Source organism: uncultured Granulicatella sp. (assembly GCF_963545075.1).
Lineage (GTDB): Bacteria > Bacillota > Bacilli > Lactobacillales > Aerococcaceae > Granulicatella.
Map to the genome: position 1 here is coordinate 1 of NZ_CAUUHX010000004.1, position 23,296 is coordinate 23,296.

At 34.7% G+C, this 23,296-nt stretch carries 23 protein-coding genes, 1 pseudogene, 1 riboswitch and 1 other annotated feature; of the genes and pseudogenes, 17 read left to right on the forward strand and 7 right to left on the reverse strand.

Features of this window, described 5'->3' with window-relative positions; translation table 11 throughout:
• The 3 genes from larC to larA form a co-directional block, all read right to left on the reverse strand.
• A partial coding sequence (larC, locus tag RWZ86_RS01020; protein WP_314679253.1) for a nickel insertion protein occupies positions 1-451 on the reverse strand: 451 nt, incomplete at its 3' end.
• Positions 448-1,191: a nickel pincer cofactor biosynthesis protein LarB gene (gene larB, locus RWZ86_RS01025; protein WP_314679255.1), complete on the reverse strand. Its 744-nt coding sequence runs from the start codon at positions 1,189-1,191 to the stop codon at positions 448-450. The genes larC and larB, both read right to left, overlap by 4 nt.
• A gap of 9 nt (positions 1,192-1,200) precedes the next feature.
• The gene (gene larA / locus RWZ86_RS01030) at positions 1,201-2,478 is read right to left on the reverse strand and encodes a nickel-dependent lactate racemase (protein WP_314679257.1); all 1,278 of its coding nucleotides are present in this window, start codon (positions 2,476-2,478) and stop codon (positions 1,201-1,203) included.
• 165 nt (positions 2,479-2,643) lie between these two features.
• On the opposite strand from larA, the gene RWZ86_RS01035 reads away from it, so the two are divergent.
• The 9 genes and pseudogenes from RWZ86_RS01035 to RWZ86_RS01075 form a co-directional block, all read left to right on the forward strand.
• Positions 2,644-3,306, forward strand: coding sequence for a Crp/Fnr family transcriptional regulator (locus tag RWZ86_RS01035; protein ID WP_314679259.1), 663 nt, complete (start codon positions 2,644-2,646; stop codon positions 3,304-3,306).
• Positions 3,307-3,333: 27 nt separating this feature from the next.
• On the forward strand, positions 3,334-4,155 hold the full coding sequence (larE, locus tag RWZ86_RS01040; protein WP_314679261.1) for an ATP-dependent sacrificial sulfur transferase LarE: 822 nt from the start codon (positions 3,334-3,336) through the stop codon (positions 4,153-4,155).
• A 59-nt stretch (positions 4,156-4,214) separates the two neighbouring features.
• Positions 4,215-4,745, forward strand: a complete 531-nt coding sequence (locus tag RWZ86_RS01045) for a DUF924 family protein (protein WP_314679330.1) — start codon at positions 4,215-4,217, stop codon at positions 4,743-4,745.
• A gap of 122 nt (positions 4,746-4,867) precedes the next feature.
• Positions 4,868-6,262, forward strand: coding sequence for a D-alanyl-D-alanine carboxypeptidase family protein (locus tag RWZ86_RS01050; protein WP_314679262.1), 1,395 nt, complete (start codon positions 4,868-4,870; stop codon positions 6,260-6,262).
• Positions 6,263-6,451: 189 nt separating this feature from the next.
• Positions 6,452-7,051, forward strand: a complete 600-nt coding sequence (locus RWZ86_RS01055) for a nitroreductase family protein (protein ID WP_314679264.1) — start codon at positions 6,452-6,454, stop codon at positions 7,049-7,051.
• A 38-nt stretch (positions 7,052-7,089) separates the two neighbouring features.
• Complete coding sequence (locus RWZ86_RS01060; protein ID WP_314679266.1) at positions 7,090-7,935, forward strand: VOC family protein; 846 nt, start codon at positions 7,090-7,092, stop codon at positions 7,933-7,935.
• Positions 7,936-7,984: 49 nt separating this feature from the next.
• Positions 7,985-8,208, forward strand: a binding site (T-box leader).
• 91 nt (positions 8,209-8,299) lie between these two features.
• Entirely contained in the window at positions 8,300-9,580 is a 1,281-nt protein-coding gene (gene serS, locus RWZ86_RS01065) for a serine--tRNA ligase (RefSeq protein WP_314076734.1), read from the forward strand.
• 323 nt (positions 9,581-9,903) lie between these two features.
• Positions 9,904-10,917: a hypothetical protein gene (locus RWZ86_RS01070; protein WP_314679268.1), complete on the forward strand. Its 1,014-nt coding sequence runs from the start codon at positions 9,904-9,906 to the stop codon at positions 10,915-10,917.
• A pseudogene (locus RWZ86_RS01075) lies at positions 10,907-11,371 on the forward strand (hypothetical protein); the annotation flags it as partial. The gene RWZ86_RS01070 and the pseudogene RWZ86_RS01075, both read left to right, overlap by 11 nt.
• Before the next feature lie 344 nt (positions 11,372-11,715).
• Here RWZ86_RS01075 and RWZ86_RS01080 read toward each other — a convergent pair.
• Positions 11,716-13,503, reverse strand: a complete 1,788-nt coding sequence (locus tag RWZ86_RS01080; RefSeq protein WP_314679270.1) for a glycerophosphodiester phosphodiesterase — start codon at positions 13,501-13,503, stop codon at positions 11,716-11,718.
• A gap of 167 nt (positions 13,504-13,670) precedes the next feature.
• Here RWZ86_RS01080 and RWZ86_RS01085 point away from each other — a divergent pair, with 167 nt between their 5' ends.
• The 8 genes from RWZ86_RS01085 to RWZ86_RS01120 all read left to right on the forward strand — a co-directional run bounded on the left by RWZ86_RS01085 (position 13,671) and on the right by RWZ86_RS01120 (position 19,818).
• Positions 13,671-14,807, forward strand: a complete 1,137-nt coding sequence (locus RWZ86_RS01085) for an acyl-CoA dehydrogenase family protein (protein ID WP_314679273.1) — start codon at positions 13,671-13,673, stop codon at positions 14,805-14,807.
• Positions 14,808-14,918: 111 nt separating this feature from the next.
• Positions 14,919-14,965, forward strand: a riboswitch (PreQ1 riboswitch).
• Positions 14,966-14,970: 5 nt separating this feature from the next.
• A complete protein-coding gene (locus tag RWZ86_RS01090) occupies positions 14,971-15,480 on the forward strand; it encodes a QueT transporter family protein (RefSeq protein WP_314348566.1) in 510 nt (169 codons plus the stop codon).
• Positions 15,481-15,661: 181 nt separating this feature from the next.
• On the forward strand, positions 15,662-16,300 hold the full coding sequence (locus RWZ86_RS01095) for an MBL fold metallo-hydrolase (RefSeq protein WP_314679275.1): 639 nt from the start codon (positions 15,662-15,664) through the stop codon (positions 16,298-16,300).
• 21 nt (positions 16,301-16,321) lie between these two features.
• Complete coding sequence (locus RWZ86_RS01100; RefSeq protein WP_314679277.1) at positions 16,322-17,104, forward strand: TatD family hydrolase; 783 nt, start codon at positions 16,322-16,324, stop codon at positions 17,102-17,104.
• Positions 17,101-17,652: a ribonuclease M5 gene (gene rnmV, locus RWZ86_RS01105; protein ID WP_314679279.1), complete on the forward strand. Its 552-nt coding sequence runs from the start codon at positions 17,101-17,103 to the stop codon at positions 17,650-17,652. The genes RWZ86_RS01100 and rnmV overlap by 4 nt, the downstream gene beginning before the upstream one ends.
• Before the next feature lie 4 nt (positions 17,653-17,656).
• Positions 17,657-18,541: a 16S rRNA (adenine(1518)-N(6)/adenine(1519)-N(6))-dimethyltransferase RsmA gene (rsmA, locus tag RWZ86_RS01110; RefSeq protein WP_314679281.1), complete on the forward strand. Its 885-nt coding sequence runs from the start codon at positions 17,657-17,659 to the stop codon at positions 18,539-18,541.
• A 71-nt stretch (positions 18,542-18,612) separates the two neighbouring features.
• Positions 18,613-19,602: a YeiH family protein gene (locus RWZ86_RS01115; protein WP_314679283.1), complete on the forward strand. Its 990-nt coding sequence runs from the start codon at positions 18,613-18,615 to the stop codon at positions 19,600-19,602.
• A 21-nt stretch (positions 19,603-19,623) separates the two neighbouring features.
• Positions 19,624-19,818 carry a hypothetical protein gene (locus tag RWZ86_RS01120; RefSeq protein ID WP_314679285.1) on the forward strand — a complete coding sequence of 65 codons (195 nt, stop codon included), beginning with the start codon at positions 19,624-19,626 and terminating at the stop codon, positions 19,816-19,818.
• Between the two features lie 253 nt (positions 19,819-20,071).
• Here the strand turns inward: RWZ86_RS01120 and fni are convergent, their stop codons facing one another.
• From fni to mvaD, 3 genes are read right to left on the reverse strand one after another with little or no spacing between them, the layout of a single operon-like run.
• The gene (fni, locus tag RWZ86_RS01125) at positions 20,072-21,148 is read right to left on the reverse strand and encodes a type 2 isopentenyl-diphosphate Delta-isomerase (protein WP_314679287.1); all 1,077 of its coding nucleotides are present in this window, start codon (positions 21,146-21,148) and stop codon (positions 20,072-20,074) included.
• Complete coding sequence (locus RWZ86_RS01130; RefSeq protein ID WP_314679289.1) at positions 21,145-22,257, reverse strand: phosphomevalonate kinase; 1,113 nt, start codon at positions 22,255-22,257, stop codon at positions 21,145-21,147. The genes fni and RWZ86_RS01130 overlap by 4 nt, the downstream gene beginning before the upstream one ends.
• 2 nt (positions 22,258-22,259) lie before the next feature.
• Positions 22,260-23,285 carry a diphosphomevalonate decarboxylase gene (gene mvaD, locus RWZ86_RS01135; RefSeq protein ID WP_314679290.1) on the reverse strand — a complete coding sequence of 342 codons (1,026 nt, stop codon included), beginning with the start codon at positions 23,283-23,285 and terminating at the stop codon, positions 22,260-22,262.
• Positions 23,286-23,296 lie beyond the last annotated feature (11 nt).

Below are 23,296 nucleotides of genomic sequence, written 5' to 3' on the forward strand. Positions count from 1 at the left end.
GGTGATGATCGTGTTCATGGTGATGATCGTGTTCATGGTGATGATCGTGTTCATGGTGATGATCGTGTTCATGATGATGATCGTGCTCATGGTGATGATCGTGCTCATGGTGATGATCGTGTTCATGGTGATGATCGTGCTCATGGTGATGATCGTGTTCATGGTGATGATCGTGTTCATGATGATGCTCATGCTCATGATGATGTTCATGCTCATGTGTGAAATCTCCATGGACTCCATGATCTTTTTCGCCATGTTCTAAATGAACATCAAAATCAATTCCATAAATACTGCTTTTGGCAATTTTATGAATATGTAAATGGTAACCATCTACAGCTAATTTTTTAAGTTCTTGTTGTAAATAGTCTGAACTAGCTCCTAAATCAATTAGGAGACCATTCAGCATATCTCCACTAATGCCAGATAAAGGTTCTAAATATAAATGTGTCATGATGAAACACCTCGAATCTGATTAATCATACTAGCAGAGTAAGCAGCGCCAAATCCATTATCAATATTGACAACTGTCACTCCAGAAGCACAAGAAGTTAACATACTCATCAGAGTCGTTAAACCTTGTAAGTTACTTCCATATCCTACACTTGTAGGCACTGCAATGACAGGGACATCTACTAATCCTGCGACTACACTCACAAGAGCACCTTCCATACCAGCAATGACAATAATGACGCTAGCACCACGGATATCATCCAAACGATTGAATAGTCGATGGATGCCCGCAACTCCAACATCATAAATGCGTTTCACAGGATTTCCAAATGTTTCAGCAGTAATCGCAGCTTCTTCTGCTACAGGCATATCACTTGTTCCTGCCGTTACTACAGCAATGTAATGTTCAGTATGAATTGGAGTTGGATGAACGACAAATGCTCTTGCCATTTCGTAATAAAATCCGTGTGGAATTTTTTCTAATAAGTATTGTCCTTTTTCACTATTGACTCTAGTTGCTAGTACAGGAAGATTTTCTTTTTCTAGTGAACCAATAATTTTTTCAATTTGCTCTTTTGTTTTTCCTTCTCCATAAATAATTTCTGGAAATCCATTTCTTTTATTTCGAGAAAGATCTAAAGAAGCAAACCCCATATCGTCGATGCCTTCTAATAGAGAGGCAGCTTCCTCTAAAGAAAGCTGTCCCTCTTGAAAGCGAATAAGAATCTCTTTTTTATTCATCATAAATCCCTAGTCTTCAACGATAACAGATAAACCATCACGAATAACGGTAACTTTAGCATCTGGACCTTCAATTTCAAAGGCACGAGCTAATGCTTCGTCAAATGTTTTAGCAATTTCCATGTGCATATCTGTAATTAATGTAGGATCTACTAAATCAGATACAAAAATGACACGATGATGAACTAAAATACGAGCTAAAATTTGAGCAGTCCATTGGTCTGGGATTGTTTCTAAACGTGGTGTGTTAATCGCTTTTTCTAAAAAGTCTTTTGGTTCTTTATAATCAGCTAAATTGTGATAGAAACCTGAACCACCATGTCCGTCACGACATCCTGCAACCATAATAATAACGCCACCTTCTTTATTAGTAGCTTCAGCAGCAGTCATCCCTTTAACAGCTTGATAAATATTTTGGTCAAGTGGGAATCCACCATTTGTTGAAACAGCGATATCGCAAGGAATTTTCTTAACATGAGCTAATTTACGTACAAATTCACATCCAACATGGTGAGCTTCTTCCATATCACCAGCAAATGAACCGATAATATGTTTTTCCCCATCTAATACTACGTTAACGATGAAGGCTAATTTTGCAGTACGAGCTGCATAAACCATATCTTCGTGGATTAAGTTGTGTTTTAAGTTTCCTGTTCTTGATTTATCAGAATCAATAAATTCACCAGAATGGTTTGCCATAATCGTTTTATAAGAAGCTATTCCAGGTAATACAGATTTACGTCCGCCTGAGAATCCTGCAAAGAAGTGAGATTCAATAAATCCTTCAGCGATTAATAAGTCTGCTTCTGCAGCAACACGGTTAATAATGCAGTCACCACCTGAAGGTAATTGACCGATTTTTACCATATCTTCATCTTTTGTTGAAAAATGCATTACGATTTCTTCGTTATCGACAATTTCTTGACCATACTTATTAATTAACTCTTCACGAGTTGAAGGACGGTGGAATCCTGTTGCTACTAAAATACGAATACGAGCATCTGGAGCGACACTACGAATACGACGTAAAATAATAGGAGTAATAATATGTGAAGGAACTGGACGAGTGTGGTCTGAACTAATTAAAACAATGTCTTTTTTTCCTTTTGCCAATTCTTCTAATGATTTACTACCAATAGGATTATCCATTGATTTTTCAACAGTTTCTTGTTCAGAAAGAGGATTTGAAAAATTCTCTGCTTCTGATTCTAACAATCCTGCAAAATTTTTATCAGGAATGCTAGCAGTTATTATTTGTTTGTCATAAGGTAATTTAATGTCTACCATTTTTAACATCTCCTTTGTTAATAGCTAACACAATATAGTATATAATTTTTTTCTTTATATGTGAATACAAATGGTGTTAACATATGTTAACAAAAATATTTTTATCAAGAGGATAATAATGTTTAAGAAATGCAAGTAAATTTTTGAAAAAAAAGGAGTATAAAAATGGAAGAAAATTATCTTGTAACCTTTCTTGAAGCGCATAATGCACCTGTGATTAAAAAGAAAAAGCACATGTATTTAGCGTATCACGGATTAGAGGAATCTTATACATATGTATTGAAAGAAGGAGTAGTTAAAACAAGTATCATCTTAAAAGATGGACGGGAATTTAACTTAGCGTATATTACCCCTATCGATATTATTTCATTATTAAGAGACGAAGTATCCAATTATACTTCTGCACCTTTTAATGTACGAGTAGAGTCAGAAGAAGCAAGTTTTTATCGAATTCAGCGTATTAAATTTTGGGAATATGTTAAAGAAGATCATAAATTGCAAGACTATATTCGAGAATATTATCGTCAAAAATTATCTGAAAATATTGAATCTTTACAATATATGACGATGAACGGAAAAAAAGGCGCAGTGTGTGCGTTCATTTATAAATTAGTAAAGCAGTTTGGAGTACAAACGGAAGATGGCATGCTGATTGATTTTACAGTAACGAATGAAGATATTGCAGGATTTTGTGGGATTTCAACACGTAATAGTGTGAATCGTATTATTCATGATTTAAAAGCTGAAGGTGTTGTGGAAATTAAGAACCAGAAAATTATTGTAAAAGATATTTCTTATTTAGCAGATTTTACTGGAAGAGAAGGCTAATAAGAGCCAACATTAAGGAGAATTGAAATGGATGAAAAAGAACGCAAATTAAAAGAATTATTAAAGGAAATAGGTAAGATTGTTATTACGTATTCAGGAGGAATTGATAGTAGCTATCTATTAAAAGTAGCACTAGACACTCTTGGAAGTGAGAATGTATTGGCAGCTGTAGTGAATTCTGAATTGTTTCCGGATTACGAATTTGATTTGGCCATTGATTTAGCCAATGAAATGGGAGCTCGTGTTATCGGATTAGAGATGGAAGAATTATCAGATCCAAGAATTGCAGCAAATACTCCTAAAATTTGGTATTATAGTAAAAAATTATTGTATCAAACGATCAAACAGCATGTAGAAAAGGAAGGATTTACTGTGTTATCAGATGGTACGATTATGGATGATGTGGATGATTTTCGTCCAGGGGTAAAAGCTCGTAATGAGGAAGGCGTTCGTAGTTTATTACAAGAAGCTGGATTATATAAGAGTGAAATTCGTCAATTAGCAAAAAGACTTGGAGTAGAAAATTGGAACAAAGTGCCTTCTTGTAGTATGGCCTCTCGTTTCCCGTATGGTACAAAAATTACCGCGGAAAAAGTTCGTTGGGTACAAGAAGCAGAAGCTTATTTAATTCAATTAGGATTTGAACAAGTGCGTGTACGTGTTCACCAAGATTTAGCAAGAATTGAAGTATCTCTGGATTTAGTACCTACATTATTAGACCATCGTCAAGAAATTGAAAGTAAATTACGCTCGATTGGGTTTAGTTATGTTTCATTAGACTTAGCAGGTTACCAGTATGGACGAATGAATCAAGTGTTAAGTGACAAAGAAAAAGCAAAAATTGGATAAGAGATAAAGGAGAACTTTGATAAGGAGTTCTTCTTTCTTTGCCCAGAAATGAGGGAAGTATGGAAGCTCAAGAAGTATTACAATTTTGGTTTGAGGAATTAGAACCAAAGGATTGGTTTATTAAATCTGAAGCATTGGACAAAGAAATATACCGACGTTTTTTTAAGATTCATCAAGCAGCCATTGCAGGAGAATTAAGCCATTGGAGAAATACGATTCAAGGAAGATTAGCTGAAATTATAGTATTGGATCAATTTTCTAGAAATTTATATCGTGATGATGCAAGAGCTTTTTTATATGATGGCATGGCGCTTGTATTAGCACAAGAAGCCCTACCGTATTCAAAAGAATTAACGGTCATTGAACGAAGTTTTTTATATATGCCATTTATGCATTCAGAGTCATTAGCGATTCACGAAGAGGCAGAACAATTATTTTCTGAACCTGGTATGGAAAAGCGTGCGAAATATGAAAAAATGCATAAAGCTATTATCGAACAGTTTGGACGCTATCCACATCGTAATGAAATTTTAGGAAGAAAATCGACAGAAAAAGAGTTAGAATTTCTTCGAAATCATTCAGGATTTTAATTAAAAAATTTCTGTAAAGCGGATTAAAAAAAGTAATAAAACCTTAATATAAATAGAGTTGTTTTTTCGTAGAAAATTCGATACGATGGATAGGCAAAAGAGAGAATTGTGGAGATATAGACATGAAAAAATTCAAATGGATGAAGGCGGTAGTGACAGCTTTATTGGTTTGTTGTTTAGTAAGTCCAATGCAAACAATGGTTCACGCTGATGAACCTGAAAGACCTAAAACAGCAGAAGAAATTGCCGCATTAGAAGATGTAGCATCTTACATTGCTATCGAACAAACAAGTGGAAAAATTTTGATGGAAAAAAGTCAAGATGATGTTCGAGGCATTGCTTCGATGAGTAAAATGATTAGTCAATATTTAATATTAGAAGCCATTAAAAATTCAGAAATCACATGGGAAACAAAAATTCCTATTAGTGAACGTGTAAGTAAATTAAGTGCCAATTATTCGTTATCAAATGTTCCTTTATGGCCCAATGAGAAATACAGTATTCAAGAATTATTTGAAGCAACTTCAATTTATTCTGCAAATGCAGCAACTATTGCGATGGCAGAATATTTAGCGGGAAGCGAAGCTAAATGGGTGGAGCGAATGAAAGAAAAAGTTGAATCTTGGGGAATTCAAGATGCAACGATTGTGAATGCAACAGGATTACCTAATAAATTTGGGACAACAGAAAAAAATCCAAATTTTGGAGATGATGCAGAAAATAGTATGTCTGCTCGTTCTGTTGCAATTGTAGCAAGACGTTTAGTATTAGATTTTCCAGAAATTTTAAAAATTTCTTCTGTTGCAACGAAGGAATTTAGACCGGGAACTGCTGGAATGACAAAGATGGATAATTTTAATTATTTAATTCCAGGATTATTATTCGGATATGAGGGTGTAACTGGATTGAAAACAGGGACTTCTGAGATTAGTGGAGCTTCTATTACGACAACCGCAACTCGTAATAATTTTTCAGTCATTGTTGTATCGATGGGGTCTAAGCAACCATTGAATCGTTTTAAAGTAACAGCGAAAATGTTAGATGAATTATTCAAGAAATATGAAGGATTAGTAGTAGGAATTCCAGGCAAATCGGTTCAAAATATTCAATCTTATCCAGTCAATGGTGGTTCTGATGAGAAAATTAGTGTCGATTATGGCGATAATTTTGTAGCTGCTGTTCCAAAGGGAACGGCTATGAGCCAAGTAAAAGTACGCTTTGAACCATTTAAAGAGTTATTAGATGAAAATAATGCCTTACAAGCACCGATTACTGCAGGAAAAACAATTGGAGAGCTATATTTCCAAATGCCTGGAGAAGATTTAGGGTATGTAGATGGTCAAACAGAAGGGCATGTTCCTGCTTTTGCAGGATATGAAATCGATCCATCGAATATTGTGACAGATAGTTATCGTCAAGCAAGAGGCTTTGTAGGGAAAATAATTCAAGGAGTGAAAGACTTTTTCGGGAATATCATCCAAAAAGTAAAAGGCTTCTTACATGCGCAAGAAGCGTAGAGATTTATTCGTTAAAAATGGAGACGACAGAGGTCGTCTCTTTTTTATGAATAAAAAATATTTCTATATAGAATTTTTTGTTGACAAATAATTTATTTCTATATAGAATAAATGTATAAAGTGAAGAGTTAGAAAACTAATTCTAAACTATAAAATTATTTAACAAATAAGAGAAAAGGGGAAATAAATATGACAAACTTTACAGAATTACAAACAAAACGCCGTTCTATTTACGCTTTAGGAAAAAATGTGGAGCTTTCTAATCAAGAATTAGTGGATACAATTCAAGGAGCTATTCTTCAAACTCCATCAGCATTCCATTCGCAAACAACTCGTGTGGTGATTTTATTCGATCAAGAATCAGATGCATTTTGGAATGAAATTGCTTATTCAGAATTAGAAAAAGTAACAACTGCAGAAGCATTTGAAGCTACAAAACAACGTTTAGCAGGATTTGCGCAAGCAAAAGGAACGATTTTATTTTATGAAGATCAAGATGTTGTCAAAGGCCTTCAAGAACAATTTCCTAGCTATGCTGATAACTTCCCATTATGGTCAGAACAAGCTCATGGAATTTCATTATACGCAACATGGTTAGCATTAGCAGAAAAAAATATTGGGATGAATGTTCAACATTATAATCCATTAGTAGATGCACAAGTAGCAGAAAAATATGATATTCCAGCAAACTGGAAATTACGTGCGCAAGCACCATTTGGAGCAATTGTTGCACCTGCTAGTGAAAAAGAAGTTCAAACAGAAAATCGTTTCAAAGTATTTGGAGCTTAACAGAAGGATTTATAAAAAATTAGAGGAGTTGTGATAGTATGTATCAATCAGATTTTGAATTAGGATATGTTGCCTTAAATGTACGTAACTTAGATTTACAAAGTCAATATTACCAACAAGTTCTTGGTCTTAGCGTGATTCATCAAGATGAGTCAATGATTGACTTAGGTGTGGGCAAGACCGTTTTAGTTCGATTAATTAAAACAGAGGAAACATTAGATGTTGCGGGTAGTTATGGACTTTATCATTTGGCTATTTTACTTCCTTCTAGAGAAGCTTTAGCACAGATTTTCAAACATTTTGTAGATCATTCTGTTCCATTAATTGGAGCGAGTGACCACGATTATAGCGAAGCGATTTATCTAGAAGATACAGAAGGAAATGGAATTGAAATCTATCGAGATAGACCTGTTTCTGAATGGGATATTAAGGAAGATGGACGTATTATTGGGACAACAGAAGCGATGGATGCAGAAGGATTGTATCGTTTAGCAACTCCTTTAGGAGGTTCTTATAAAATGCCAGAAGGTAGCCGAATGGGACATGTTCATCTATCCGTTCGTAAGAGTGATATTTCGAGTGGATTTTATCAAAATGTACTAAAAGTGCAAGATAAATTCTCTGTTCGTTCTGCTTCATGGTTAGCATCTGGAAATTATCACCATCATTTAGCCGTTAATGAATGGGGTGGGCAAAGCTTATCGACGAGAACAGAAGGGATGCGAGGCTTAGCTTACTATACAGTTATTTTCGAAGAGGAACAATTGTATCAAGATACGATTGAAAGAGCGAAGAAATTTGCTAAAAATGTAGAAATTGGTGAACACGAAGCTAGTTTTACAGACTTAGATGGCATTAAAACGAAGTTAGTATTGAAACAGTAATTCTTGTGGATTACCTGTTGCACAACTTTAGAGAATATTGTAAAATACAAACATATAAAACTGTATGAATAGTAACTTGAAGTCTTTTGTAGAGAGCTAGCATTTGGTGAAAGCTAGTAAAGTATGACAAGCGAATCCACATACTATGATGCATGGTGAAAGCATTGATTAAGCCATCCGGAGCAAACCGTTATCGCAAATGAGTGCAATGGAAACATTGAATACGGGTGGTACCGCGAAGAAAAAAGTGAAACACACAACTTCGTCCCAGTGACAATTTGTCGGGGATGAGTTGTGTGTATTTTTTTACAATGGTTTAAACAAATTTTCAACAGGCAAAACAAAAGAAATTGGAGGAATCGATATGTTAGATATGAAACGAGTGAGAGATCACTTTGAAGAAGTTGTGGTTGGCTTACAAAACCGCGGAGTAGAGCGTCAAGTAGTAGAAGAGTTACGTGATTTAGACGAAAAACGTCGTGAATTAATTTTAAAAACGGAGCAATTAAAACAATACCGTAATACGGTAACGGAAGAAATTTCTCAATTAAAACGTAATAAAGAAGACGCTAGTGCGAAAATTGCAGAAATGAAACAAGTTGGGGAAGATGTAAAAGCAACAGATGCTTTATTAGCAGAAGTAGAAGAAAAATTAGAATACATCGCTTCACGCTTACCAAATATTGCTGCAGCAGATGTGCCTGTAGGGGAAGATGAAAACGAAAACGTAGAAATTCGTCGTGAAGGAACTCCACGTGTCTTTGATTTTGAACCAAAACCACACTGGGAAGTAGCAGAAGCTTTAGATATTTTAGACTTTGAAAGAGGAGCGAAAGTATCAGGAAGCCGTTTCTTATATTATAAAGGCTTAGGGGCTCGTTTAGAACGTGCCATTTACAACTACATGATTGATTTGCATGTGGAAAAACATGGTTATACAGAAATGATTACACCATATTTAGTAAACGAACAATCAATGTATGGAACAGGACAATTCCCTAAATTTAAAGAAGATGTATTCCAAATTAATGACGAACGTAATTTAACATTAATTCCAACAGCAGAAGTTCCATTAACCAACTATTATGCAAATGAAATTTTAGAAGAAGCACAATTGCCAATTTATTTCACAGCATTAAGCCCTTCATTCCGTTCAGAAGCAGGTAGTGCAGGAAGAGATACTCGTGGATTAATTCGTTTACACCAATTCAACAAAGTAGAAATGGTAAAATTCGCAACTCCTGAAACATCATTTGATGAATTAGAAAAAATGACAGATAATGCAGAAGATGTATTACGTGGATTAGGCTTACCATTCCGTACAATTGTATTATGTACAGGAGATATGGGATTCTCAGCTTCTAAAACATATGATGTTGAAGTTTGGATTCCAGCACAAGATACTTACCGTGAAATTAGTTCATGCTCAAACTGTGTAGACTTCCAAGCTCGTCGTGCGAAAATTCGTTACCGTCAAGCTGAAACTGGAAAAATTGAATTATTACACACATTAAATGGATCTGGTTTAGCAGTTGGTCGTACAGTAGCAGCTATCTTAGAAAACTACCAAGAAGCAGATGGAAGTGTAACAATTCCTGAAGCATTAGTTCCATATATGGGTGGAGTTACAAAAATTACAAAATAATAATTAGATGAAAAAAGACTTTTTAATAATGGAGCGTATGCCAGAGGACTTCTGAGTCTTTGGGCAGGTTGCAATCTGTTATTAAAGAGTCTTTTTTTGCTAAACTCAAATGATTGAAGGTGAAACATGAGATGGAAGCATATGTTCAACAATTAGAAAATTCATTAAGGTAGAATTTGATACTTGGAATATCGCGGAGAAATCTGGGAAGCAAGTGTATCAATTAGCGAGTCAGTTTGTTTGATGTTAATTTTATCAAAAAAATCGCATTTTATCATGCGTTGTGATAAAATGCAGAAAAAGTGATAAAAAGAGGTGAGAAGATGAATGTTGATAAGATTTTAAATATTTTTGAAGCTTTTCATTTTAGTGTGAGCATATCTCCTGTAGAACTCCATTTGCCAATTATTTTCCATAAAAAATATGATTTTATGGAATTATGGATTAATGAGAAAAATTTTTTATTAGTAAAAGAAAAACGGACAGGAAGTTTAGAAAATTTTGTGAAACAAGCAAAAGGAATTCAAAATCAAACAGGGTTGGCAGTTGTGTTGGTTTTTAATAAATTATCTGATGTACAGAAAAAACAATTAATGCAAATTGCTGTACCATATCTTGATTATCATGAGAATATTTACTTCCCATATTTAGGATTTTTATTTTCAAAAGTAGGAAATGAAGTTGAAGTAGTTAAAAAAATGACTTCAACAGAACAAAAAGTTCTTATTTCATTGTTGTTAGATTCTTCAACATTTGAAATTAATATAGAGAAAATTAGTTGTTTAACAGATTTGTCTATTCCAAGTTTATATCGGGTCTTCAAGAATTTTAAAGATAGAGGTTGGTTAACAAATAAAAATAAATCTTATCACTTTGCTAAAACAAAAACTCAAATTTTTGACGAAGCTAAAAAGTTTTTTAAAAATCCAATTCATCATACTGTGTTGATGAGTGAAGATGATTTTCAAAGAATTGCTCAGAATATAGATTTGAAACTTTCAAATACAAAAGCTTTATCAAGTATAAGTATGTTAGCGGATAATGATGAATATGGAACCTATGCATTATCAAAAAAACAATTTAAGAAATTTGAGGAATCTTTTCAACAACATATTTTTAAAGGACATAAAATAGAAATTTGGGATTATGAACCAATACATTTTAACTATTTACAAGAGGAATACTTAAGAGATGAAAGTAAGGGAGAATCTGCTTTAATTGATCCCATTTCATTATATTTGATTTTAAAAGATGATGAAGATCCTCGAATTGAAGAGGAAGTAGAGAAATTAGAAAGCAAGATTTTTACATTATTAGGAGAAAAGTATGCCAGCTAATATAAAACCTATTTTTCAAGAGATTTTTAAGGAATATCAAGATTACTATGTTTTAATTGGAGGAACAGCCACTTCCATTGTTCTAGATGCTCATGGATTTGAAAGCCGTACGACTAAAGATTATGATATGGTTATTATTGATCATTTAAAGGATAAGGCTTTTTATCATACATTGATTCATTTTCTAGAAATGGGAGAATATATCGGAAGTCAATTAGAAGAATCACCTCAGCTTTTTCGTTTTACAACTAAGAAATCTGGATTTCCAGAAATGATAGAATTATTTAGTATTTTACCAGAGTACCCTTTGAAGAAGTTTAGTAGAGAAACTCCCCTTCATTTTGCCGAAGAGGCAAGTTTGTCTGCTTTATTATTAGATAAAGATTATTATCAATTGTTAGTAAATGAAAAAGAAATTATTGATGAATATTCTGTATTGAGCAATCGAGGATTAATTGTGTTTAAAGCAAAAGCGTGGCTTGATATGGTAGAAAAATCAAACCAAGGTGAACGAGGATTAAGCAAAAAAATCAAAAAGCACTTAAATGATATTGCAAGATTAACGATGTTACTGCATGAAGAGGATGCTTTATCTAAAATTAATACTTCAAATACTATTGTAAAAGATATGGAACGATTTATTCAGTTTTTATCAAGTGAGATACATTCTATCCCTCAGAATGAAGATATTGTTTTATCACGAGAAGAAATTTTTGAAATACTAAGAGAGTTTCTATTAAGTTGATTATAAAAAATAAAAGGAATGAACGCCCCTTATGGCACGTTCATTCCTTTTTCTTATTTTTTCACACTAACATTAATCGCATCTAGCACACGCTCAACAGGGGTGCTTTCTTCGAGTAATTGTTTTTGTTCTTCTTTAGCAATATCAGGGTGGTCCGTAATGATTCCTGAAACGGAACTATGAAGATATTTATTAATTTCTTCAGGTTCATTAATTGTCCAAACATAAACTTCATGACCTTGTTCTCTAGCAGCAATGGTTGTTAAGTCATGATAAGAGAAATCTTCTACCACATAAAAATCTACAGCAGGATTTCCAAATCCGCCAAATTGGAGTGGAATGACATATCCGGTATCCATTTCAGGAGCTTTTCGTTCAATTTCTTCAATAACATTTAAGTCGATAGACATTACTTTGTAAGTTGTTTCAACTCCTAATTCTCTCATTTTTGCAATAAAGAGGTCAGTGTAGTCAGCTCCTTCAAAACCATGAGGTTTTAATTCAACGAGTAGTTTAACATTGAGTTCCTTTGCTTTTGCAACAAATTCTTCAAAAGAAGGAATGTGACTTTCATAATCATTTTGGTAAATTGGAAGCCCAACAATTTCATCATAAGTCATATCTTTAACTTTTTTATTGAGACGTGCTAATCGCTTTAAATTATAATCATGCATGACGATAAAGCGATTGTCTTTTGTCAGTAAGATATCCATTTCTACATAATCGGCGCCTTCTTTTGCTGCAGCTTCTAGAGCTTCAAGAGAATTTTCTACTCCGTATTCGGTAAATCCTCTGTGAGCGACGATGGCAGCTGAGGAAGAGTTTTCCCAGTGATATTTTGTAATAGCCTCTCCAGAATAGTAAACCGTTAAACCGATAAAAGCAGCTACTGTAACAAGGGTACTTTTAAAGGGGATTTCAGGAATATGATGCTTGATGGTTACATCTACGGCGTCTTCATCATCTGCTAGTTTTACTAAAATAATCACTAGGGCAATTTTTGTATAAATGGTCATAAAGAAAATGACTAGTTTCGATAAGACAAACAGGCTCGTTACGATAAAGACATTATCCATTATAGAAGATAAGTATCCTAAAGTAATCGTGAGAATGAACGTGACTAAAAATCCGATAAGGGATAGGACGAGTTCAACTAGTACGAAGATTCCAATATGTCTCCATAATTTCTTTTTTGTAAGCCCCCAACTTGTTTTCATATTTTCTAAAAAACAATGGTTCGTCAAAATTTGTAGTGGAATAGCGTAAATGAATCGAAGATGAAAATAAGCTAGCACAATATATAAAATGATAGATCCGATTGCTCCGGTAGTTGTTTTTTGAATTTCTTCTGTAATAAAGTTTGGAATATATAATTGTTCGGTTAAAAACGAAGTCATTCCAAACTGTCCTAATGGTAATAGGGTTAATAAATACAATAAGAAATAAATAAATTGTGGGCTGAAAAATTCCCTCACTTCCCCAAAAGCATTTTTTAAACTAGTTCGCCATGAAAAATGTGTCTTAGAAATGGTTCCATACACCATAAACGTAAGAATTGAAAATTCAATAAAGATAAATAAAATGACGGCGAATAAATATGCAATAAACGCTAAAATAATAATGGGGGAGGAGAAGAATAATTTCATATTGCTAAAGTTAAAATTATTTTGCCCCGATAAAAAAATAATTCCTTTAAATAAGGTTGATAAAATTCGAAAGCCAACAAAGGATACGAAAAATTGTAAGAAGGCGGCGTTTCGAACATACATGAATTTGTTGGAAAATAAATTATTCAATACAAATCGAACGTTTTTCCAAATAGGTAAAGTTTGATTTTTCATAAAGTCTCCTTATAGAATGATTGAGAATATTGTAGCACAGATGTTAAGAAAATTCTTGTAGAAATTTGGAGATAAATCTTTAGAAAACAGCAAGCTTTCTTCATTGTAACAAGAGGAAGATTGCCGTATACTTAAAGCGTAGTTATGATTTTATTAGGAGGGGTTTTATGTTTTTATCAGAGGAATTACTCGAACAAATTCATCAAAGAGCAGCGCAATATGATTTTGAAAATGCGTGGCCAAAGGAAGATTATGAGGCATTAAAAGAAGCAGGGTATTATAAAGCTTTTGTTCCAAAAGAATATGGGGGATATGGCTTATCTCTTCAAGAAATTGCCCAAGAACAAACAAGACTAGCAATGGCAGCACCAGGAACAGCTCTTGGTATTAATATGCACCAAATTATTGTTGGATTAGCCAAACATATGGTTCGATTTGGGAATAAGAAGGGTGAACAAATTTTACGAGATGCGGCTGATGGAAAGTTGTTAGCATTTGGTATTTCTGAACCAAGTAATGACCGAGTTTTATTTGGGTCCATTTCAAAAGCGGAGCCACAAGAAGATGGAGGTTATCGTTTTTATGGAAAGAAAGTTTTCCTATCGATGGGGAAATATTGCGATAAATTAGTTTCATTTGGTTCAGACACTTCTGGAGAATCTCCATTGTCTGTCTTTGCTTATTTAACACCTGATGCAGAAACATTCGAAGTAAAAGAGGATTGGAATACATTAGGAATGAAAGCAACTCAATCTAATACGGTTGAATTGAAAGGGATTTATGCTGCAGAAGAGCAAATTTTAACAAAAGTAACTCCAGGTCCAAGCTTTGATCCAGTTGTTTTCGGTATTTTTGCTTACTTTGAAATTTTATTAGCCGCTACTTACCATGGAATTGGAAAACGTGCGTTAGAAATCGGTATTGAAACAGTGAAAACTCGTCATTCTGTATCGAATGATGCTCCATATTCTCAAGATAAAAATATTCGTTGGAGAATTGCAGAAGCTGCTATTATTTTAGATGGTATTCAACCACAAATTAATGAATTAAGTCAAACATTGGAATCAAGCGAAGAATATAGCTTTATTTGGTTACCACGTTTATCTTCTATTAAAAATCGTTCTGTTGAAGTATCGAAAAAAGCGGTAGAAGAAATTGTACGTGCTAGTGGAGGAAGTTCTTATTATAATACAACAGAACTTTCACGCTTATATCGTGATGTATTAGCTGGTTTATTCCAACCATCTGATCAAGAATCTCTCCATGATGCATGGGCAAATATTTTATTAGGACCTATTGCGTAGTTCGTTGGTTGGAGTATGAGTTTTGCTGAATTTCTTCTCTTTCAAGTGTTCACCTAGGATATTCCTAGTATTTTCAAGAGGTTTGTAGTATAATCGTTCGTGGCGTTTTGAACGATCGAGGTTCGCAACCATCCCTCGATTCAAAAAACTAGGAGGAAAAGAAATGAAACAAAACAATGTAAAAGTATTGATTATCAATGCGATTGTAGCAGCATTATATGTGGTGATTACAACAGTATTTGCCTTTATGTCCTTTGGAAATATCCAATTCCGTATTTCAGAAATGTTAAACCATTTATTTGTCTTTGATAAAAAATATGGGTATGGGATTATTGCGGGTGTTATTTTAGCCAATACTATTTTTATGTCTAGCTCTGGTTTAGGAGTGTATGATTTAGTATTTGGGTTAGGACATTCTATTTTGTCTTTAGTGATTGGTTCATTCGTGTTCCGATTTGCCAAAGATTTAAAAGGCAAAATGTTATTGTTATCTATCGTATTTAGTGTAATGATTTTCTTAGTAGCGATTGAGCTAAAACTTGTTTTAGAATTACCGTTTTGGTTAAGCTACTTTGAAACTTTTGTTGGTGAAATTGTAGTCATGTTAGTGGGAATTCCAGTCATGTTAGCAGCCGACAAAGCCATTGATTTTACAAAACAAATGAATGCATAATGGATGTTTTAAAAGGTATATTCGAGAAATCGGGTATGCCTTTTATTATTGTGGGAAAGAGTAGCATGAAGTTAGTAGGAGCAAATTTGTTTAAAAAGGCATTTCATAACCTCATGACTTGTAAAAAAGCATAAAAGCATCTAAACTATAGTAGACTAAGAATCAGAAAAGAGGAACTTCAGTGGAATTATTAAGTTTAACAGTAGGACGCCTACAAGAGAATGTTTATTTTTTAATTGATGAAAATAAAGAAACATTAATTTTTGATCCAGGTGCACAAGCAGAAGATATTAAAGAATTAATTGAAGAAGAAGGATTGAAACCAATTGCGATTTTGTTAACTCATGCGCATGGAGATCATATTGGTGCAGTGGATGAATTAAGAAAAGCCTACAATATTCCAATGTATATGAATGAAATTGAAAAAGAATTTTTAACGAATACAGATTTCAACCGTTCATTATATTCAAATGAAAATATTACAGTAGAGCCTGCTGACGGATACTATCCAGCAGAATTAGGAAAATGGAAAATTGGAAGTTTTGAGCCTGAATTAGCGTTAATTCCAGGACATTCTCCAGGTAGTACTGTTTTTATTTTCAAAGATAATGGATTTGTTATCGGAGGAGATGTTTTATTCAAAGGCAGTGTTGGACGTAGCGACTTCTCATATGGTAGTCATATGACATTAATGGCAGGAATTGAACAATATTTATTACCTTTACCAGGAAATACGGTTGTTTTCCCAGGTCATGGAGAACCAACAACATTACAAGATGAAATTGCAAGTAATCCATTTTTAAATGGAGCAACTAGATAGGACTCAGTAGGAGAATTCAAAATGATTTTTGATACACATACACATTTAAATGTCGAGCAATTCGAAGGAGAAGAGGCAGACGTTATTCAACGTGCAAAAGAATTAGCTGTTACACGTTTTGCAGTTGTCGGATTTGATACACCAACGATTGAAAAAGCTCTCCAGTTAAGTGAAACTTTTGAAGAAGTAGTGGCGATTGTAGGATGGCATCCGGTCGAAGCGCATGCCTATACACCAGAAATTGAGAAAAGATTAATCACACAATTAACCCATCCAAAAGTAGTGGCAATGGGGGAAATGGGATTAGACTATTACTGGGATGATTCTACACCTGAAGAACAAGAACGAGTATTCCGTCGCCAAATTGCCATTGCCAAAGAAATGAAATTACCGATTGTCATTCATAACCGTGATGCGACAGAAGATTGCTATCGTATTTTAAAAGAAGAAGATATTCGAGATATCGGTGGCATTATGCATAGTTATAATGGGGATGTGGAATATATGAAACGTTTCTTAGATTTAGGGATGCATATTTCTTTTAGTGGTGTAGTGACGTTTAAAAATGCCCCTCAAGTTCGTGAGTGTGCAAAAATCGTTCCGCTCGATCGTCTTTTAGTTGAAACAGATGCACCTTATTTGGCCCCTGTTCCTTACCGTGGAAAGAGAAACGAAACAGGATATACTCGCTATGTTGTTGAAACAATTGCTAAGGAAAGAGAAATGGCTTGGGAAGAAATTGCTAAAGCTTCGACAGCAAATGCAATGAAGCTATTTCGATTTGAAGAAAGAGGATTAAAATGAATCCAATTATAGTAGTAGAAGGGCGAGATGACACTCGTCGATTAAAGGAAGTTTTTCCAGAAATTGAAACGATTGAAACGAATGGTTCAGCTATTGATGATGAAACACTTGCATTAATTAAAAAGGCAAGTGACATTCGAGAAGTCATCGTGTTTACAGATCCCGATTATCCAGGACAAAGAATTCGTTCGATTATTCAAGAAGCGATTCCAACGGTTAGTCATGCTTTTATTGAAAGAGAAGAAGCCGTTCGAAAAACGAATCATAAAAGTCTTGGAGTAGAACATGCTAGCGATGAAAGTATTCAAAAAGCATTGGAGCATGTGTATAAACCAGTAGTAGACCTTCAAGAAGAGATTTCTCAATCGGTGATTTTAGAATTAGGACTGATTGGTTATCCTCACTCGTCTTATTTAAGAAAAGAAGTGTCTAAAGCATTACGAATTGGACATACAAATGGAAAGCAATTAACGAAACGATTGAAAATATTCGGTATTTCCGAGCAAGAATTACGAAATGCGGTACAAAAAGTACAAGAAAGGAGTTAAAAAGATGTTTGAAAAAGATATTGCCACACCGACTCGAACACGTGAAATTATGGAACACCATGGTATTAAAGTGAAGAAGAGTTTAGGGCAAAACTTTTTGATTGAACCTAATATTTTAACAAAAATGTTAGATGTGGCAGATGTTAACAAAGAAACCAACGTCATTGAAATTGGGCCAGGAATTGGTGCGCTAACACAACGCTTAGCAAGAGCTGCTAAAAAAGTCTTAGCCTTTGAAATTGATGGACGATTAATTCCTGTTTTAGCAGATACATTGTCTGATCAAGATAATGTCACAGTCATTCATGAAGATATTTTAAAAGTTGATTTGGAAACAGTCATTAAAGAACACTTCAATGTGGAGGAGAGATTACTAGTCGTTGCCAACTTGCCGTATTATATTACGACACCGATTATTATGAATCTCTTAGAATCAGGCTTACCAATTGATGGATTTGCAATGATGATGCAAAAAGAAGTCGCAGAAAGAATGACTGCTCAACCGAATTCAAAAGCTTATGGCTCATTAACGGTGGCAATTCAATATTGGTGTCATGCTAAAATCGGATTTATTGTTCCAAAAACAGTTTTTAATCCAGCGCCAAATGTAGATTCGGCTATTTTAGTATTGGAACGTAGAGAAGAGCCTCTAGTAACGGTCAAAGATGAAGCTTTCTTCTTTGATTTAGTGAAAAATAGTTTTGTTCAACGTAGAAAAACATTATGGAATAATTTGGTCAAAGCTTATGTTCCAGAGAAACTAACAAAAGAACAACTTCAAGAAGCTCTTGAGGTAGTTTCGATTGAACCAAATCGTAGAGCAGAAACATTAACAATTGAAGAATTTGCAGCCTTATCGAATCAATTACAACTATTTGTAGAAAAGTAACAATTGTTCACGGAAAAAGAACGCAGACGTGATACATTTGTGTGTAATTGTTTTTGAAAGGATGGAGAAATATGGAACAATGGGTTCAACGAAGTAGAGGAATTTTATTAACCTTTGGATTAGCTGTACTAGCAATTTTTTTAGGGGATGCGATGCCGATTATTGGAAGTGCGGTATTTGCGATTGTTTTAGGGATGTTAGTAAGTAATTTCTATACATTACCAAGTGATTTTAAACCAGGAATTAATTATTCCGCTAAAAAATTATTACATTATTCAATTATTGCATTAGGGTTTACAATGTCATTTGCCCAAGTGCAACAAACAGGATTAGAGTCTTTACAAGTAACGTTTGTTACGATTGCAGCAGCTTTCTTAACAGCAGCTTTTGTAGGAAAATGGTTAGGTTTGTCAGACCATTTACGGATATTAGTAGGGTTTGGGACAGCCATTTGTGGAGGTTCTGCGATTGCAGCAGCTTCTCCAATTATTAAAGCAGATGATGAAGAAATTGCCTTGTCGATTTCAACGATTTTCTTATTTAATATTATTGCTGTTTTCTTGTTCCCGTTTTTAGGCCATGTGTTACAAATGACAGATGCACAATTTGGATTATTTGCAGGAACAGCAATTAATGATACTTCAAGTGTAGTAGCTGCTGGTTATAGTTATAGTAGTGGAGCAGGAGATATTGCTACCATTGTAAAATTAACACGTGCATTGATGATTTTACCAGCTTGTTTAATATTGTCACTTATTGAAGCGAGACGTCAAAAGAAATCAGGAGAACCTGTGAATTGGAAAAAGATTTTCCCAATGTTTATTTTATGGTTCTTAATTGCAACGGTTGTGACAAGTGTGGGAATTTTCCCTAAAGAATTTGTCCCATATGCAAAATTAGCTTCTAAATGGTTAATGGCAATGGCGTTAGCAGGAATTGGTTGCCAAGTGTCGTTTAAGAGTTTCCGTGAAGCGGGAGTTAAACCGATTGCTACAGGATTGGCATCTTGGTTTGTAGTTGGAGCTACTAGTTTATTTATTCAATATTTTGTAATGAAGTAATCCCTGAATGAAGGAGAGTTTATGAAGCGCCTATTAAGTTTAGGATTTTGGATAGGGTTGATTTATATTTTAATTTTTTCGAAGGTAAATGTGGTTCAATCGTTTGTAAATACTTCGATGGTTGGAGTTTATTTGCATGTGGTGATGATTTGCTTATTGATTATCGGATTTTTCGCCTATCTATTAAAAATCATACATTTCTTATTTGTGTCGTAGAATAGAAAAACAAAAAAATTGTTATGAATAGCAACGGACGCCAGCAGACCTGCGGTCTCAAATTTTCCGGCAACTAAAACCGCTACTGCGGTTTTGGTTGCTTCTGCTATCATGACAATTTTTTTGTTTTTCTATTTATTTTTTGAAGGAGCAACAACGGACGCTAATCAGCTTCGTAAATGCGAATCTCATGCTATTAAGGAAAAGTTCTTTGTTTCTGCATCGTTCATTTTTATGACGGATAATTTTCTTCCTATTTCTTTCTACTTCTATTTGCGAAGGTTGTCCAGTTTATGTGGCGGGCGTTGCACCAGTGGGCGGTGGTGTTTGGTAGGATGATGTCTGTTTGGCGTAATGCTTCTGTGTTTGAAACGCCTAATAAGGTGTAAATATTTTTCAATTGATTCTTCCAGTCATTAACGGTTTGTATGGCTGTTGGTAGTGAGTCTTGTGGGCGAATTAAGTGTAAAAATTCTCCAGACATTCCTACAGCACTTGCTCCTAGAGCAAGGCATTTTACAATATCTAATGGTGAATGAATGCCCCCAGAAGCAATTAGTTCACAAGGTAAATCATAGCCTTCTACTAAGGACTGAACCGTTGTTTGTCCCCAGTCTTCTAATTCATCGAATAAATCATCTTCTCTTCGAGCATTTTCGATGGCTGCAAAATTTGTGCCTCCACGTCCACTAATATCAATCGTTTGAACTCCGACATTGATCAGTTCTTGCATGGCTTCTCTACTAAATCCAAATCCCACTTCTTTAACAATAACAGGGACGTCTACATGAGAGACGATTTCCTCAATATTTTTTAACCAATGATGGAAAGAACGATCGCCTTCTGGCATCACTAATTCTTGTAACGTATTTACATGGATTTGAATCCCATTTGCTTCAATGAGGTCAATCGCTTTTTTAGCAGATTCAACCGTATAATGGGCTCCTAAATTCGCCAATACAATTCCGTTAGGATTTTCTTTTCGAATAATGGTAAAGCTTTCTGCAGTAGAAGGGTCTTTCATGGCGATACTCATCGATCCGGTTGCCATCGCAATTCCTGTTTCATGCGCCAATAGCGCTAGTCGTTGATTAATGAGAGTCGTTCTAGGACTTCCACCAGTAATCGCATTAATGAAAAATGGAGTTTCTAAAGTGAAGCCTGCCATTTTTGTTTGAAGAGAAACTTCATCTACAGCCATTTCAGATAGAGGATGGTGGACAAAGCGAGTTTGTCGTAATTCTAAATGCGACTGTGATTGATATTGTTGAGTCGCATGACCCACATGTTCATCTTTTCTTTTCATTTGTTGTGTATAGGCTTGTGTCATGAGAGCTCCTTTCTAATAGCACCTTTTGTAGGGGCTATTTCTAAGTTTAATGGATGAATACCAGCTTCTTCCCATTGATTCGTAATGGTTTCTTCTTGTTGAGGTTTTGTAATAAAGCAAATTCCACAATCGCCACCGCCAGCTCCAGAAGTTTTGGCACTTGCGTTTTCTTGAATCGCAATTTGGCAAAGTTTTGTAAGAGATGGAGTTTCGAGGATGATACTCATCTCTTTAGCAAAGTTTAATAAGAGAGTTCGATTATTCGTAATTCCTTGTAGAAATGCTTCCGTATCTTCATTTTCTAAGGCAGTCGTTATTTGATCAAGAATCGTTGTGTTTTGTTTTAAAAATTGTTGATAATACGCATCTTTTTCCTCTTGTGTTCTTGTATGAGTAACGGAGGATACGAATGAAGAAGTGTCGGCCTTTTCTTTTGTCCATCCAACGAGCATTTTTAGAGATGTTGGTAAAGATACTGGCTGAATGACTAAGCCTGTCCATTCTTTTTGAACGACTTCTGCAATAGAATACTGTTGCAATTGTTCTTTGATCCATGTTGCATCGATTCGCTGATATAAAATGATGCCACCAAAGGCGCTGGAAGCAATATCTCCTAAGGAACCATTACTGCCGAGAAGAGTATTCGTAATAGCGGCTAATTTATAAACGAGTAGTGGTTCAACAGGAACATGATGCCACTGTAAAATAGCATCAATGGTCGCAACAACGACAGCTCCACTAGAGCCAAGACCAAATTTAATATTCGAGTGAACATCGTCTAATTGGCTTGTTACTTTTAAATGATAGAGCTCTTCATTCCAATAATTTCGTTGTTTCGCATAAGTTTCAGCAACATCAATCGCAGTAGTCATCAAGGTAAATGGATGATTTTCTTCGATGATTTGTAAAAGTCCTTGTTCTCTTTTCCAATGAAGTGTCAAATCCGGTTGTTGAGTCGAGTAAATCGTTCCAACTTCTTCAAGAGAAGGAGTTAACGTAACGGTTAAATAGCGATTGACAGCTGCAATAAGTGCCGGTTGTCCTGGAGTAACGACTGCATATTCACCAGCGATAAATAATTTTCCAGGAGCTGTAGCTTGTATATTCATAGTTAAATTCCTTTTTGATTGAAATGTTGAATGCTTTCTTGCCATTCTTCTTCTGTTAAAGTTCTCATTGCTTCTCCTGGAAGAGAGGAAATAAGTTTTTCAGAAGCAAAATACTGTTTGAAATGGTCACGGACTTTGTCTAAATCACTAGCTTTGCAAAGAACTTTTACATTTGGTCCAGCATCCATTGTGTAATAAGCAGGAATCCCTAATACTTCACGTAAGTATACAACTTGTTGCTGAGCAATGAGACTATCTGGTTCAAAATAACAAAATGGAGGTTGACTGGCTAGCATTGTCGCATGCATTTTCATTCCATTAAATTCTGCAATTTCTCCCATTCGAGTAAAGTTTTTCTCTTGAATAGCTGTTTTAATTTCTTCTAAATCAGTTTTTGCACTTTCTACCCATGCAGGATAGAAAGGAGAAGTGGCAACCGTTTGTTCCATTCCCACACGGCTGGATATTTTTTTAGCTGCACCATTAACAACGACGATGAGCATTCCAATATCCCAAGAAGCATCGTCAATCGGAATCGCCATACTATCTTCTGAATTCGTTCCTTGATTCCATTCAACAAAGCCGCCAAATAAACTTCTCGTAGAACTTCCACTTCCACGACGAGCATATGTTGATAATTCACTTCTTGATAAATCCCATCCCATTGCTTGATGCATTGCTCCAGCTAAAGCTGCAAAAGCTGAAGCAGAACTTGCTAAACCAGCTGCAGTAGGAACAAAGTTATAACTTTCAATACGAGCAAATCGTGTTTCTTTAGCAGGAATACGGAATAAATCTAAAAATTTTGAATTTTTTTGTGTTTCAGCTTCTTGTTGCAAAACATTATTTAAATAAAATTCATCTTTTTCTAAAGTTTCATCTAAAGTAATTTTTGTATCGGTATAAAAAGCCTCTAATGTGAGGGATAAGCTACTATTCATTGGAAGAAATAATGCTTTATCTTTTTTTCCCCAATATTTAATCAGTGCAATATTTGTATGTGCACGTGCAATTCCTGTTGTTTTCATATAAACTCCTT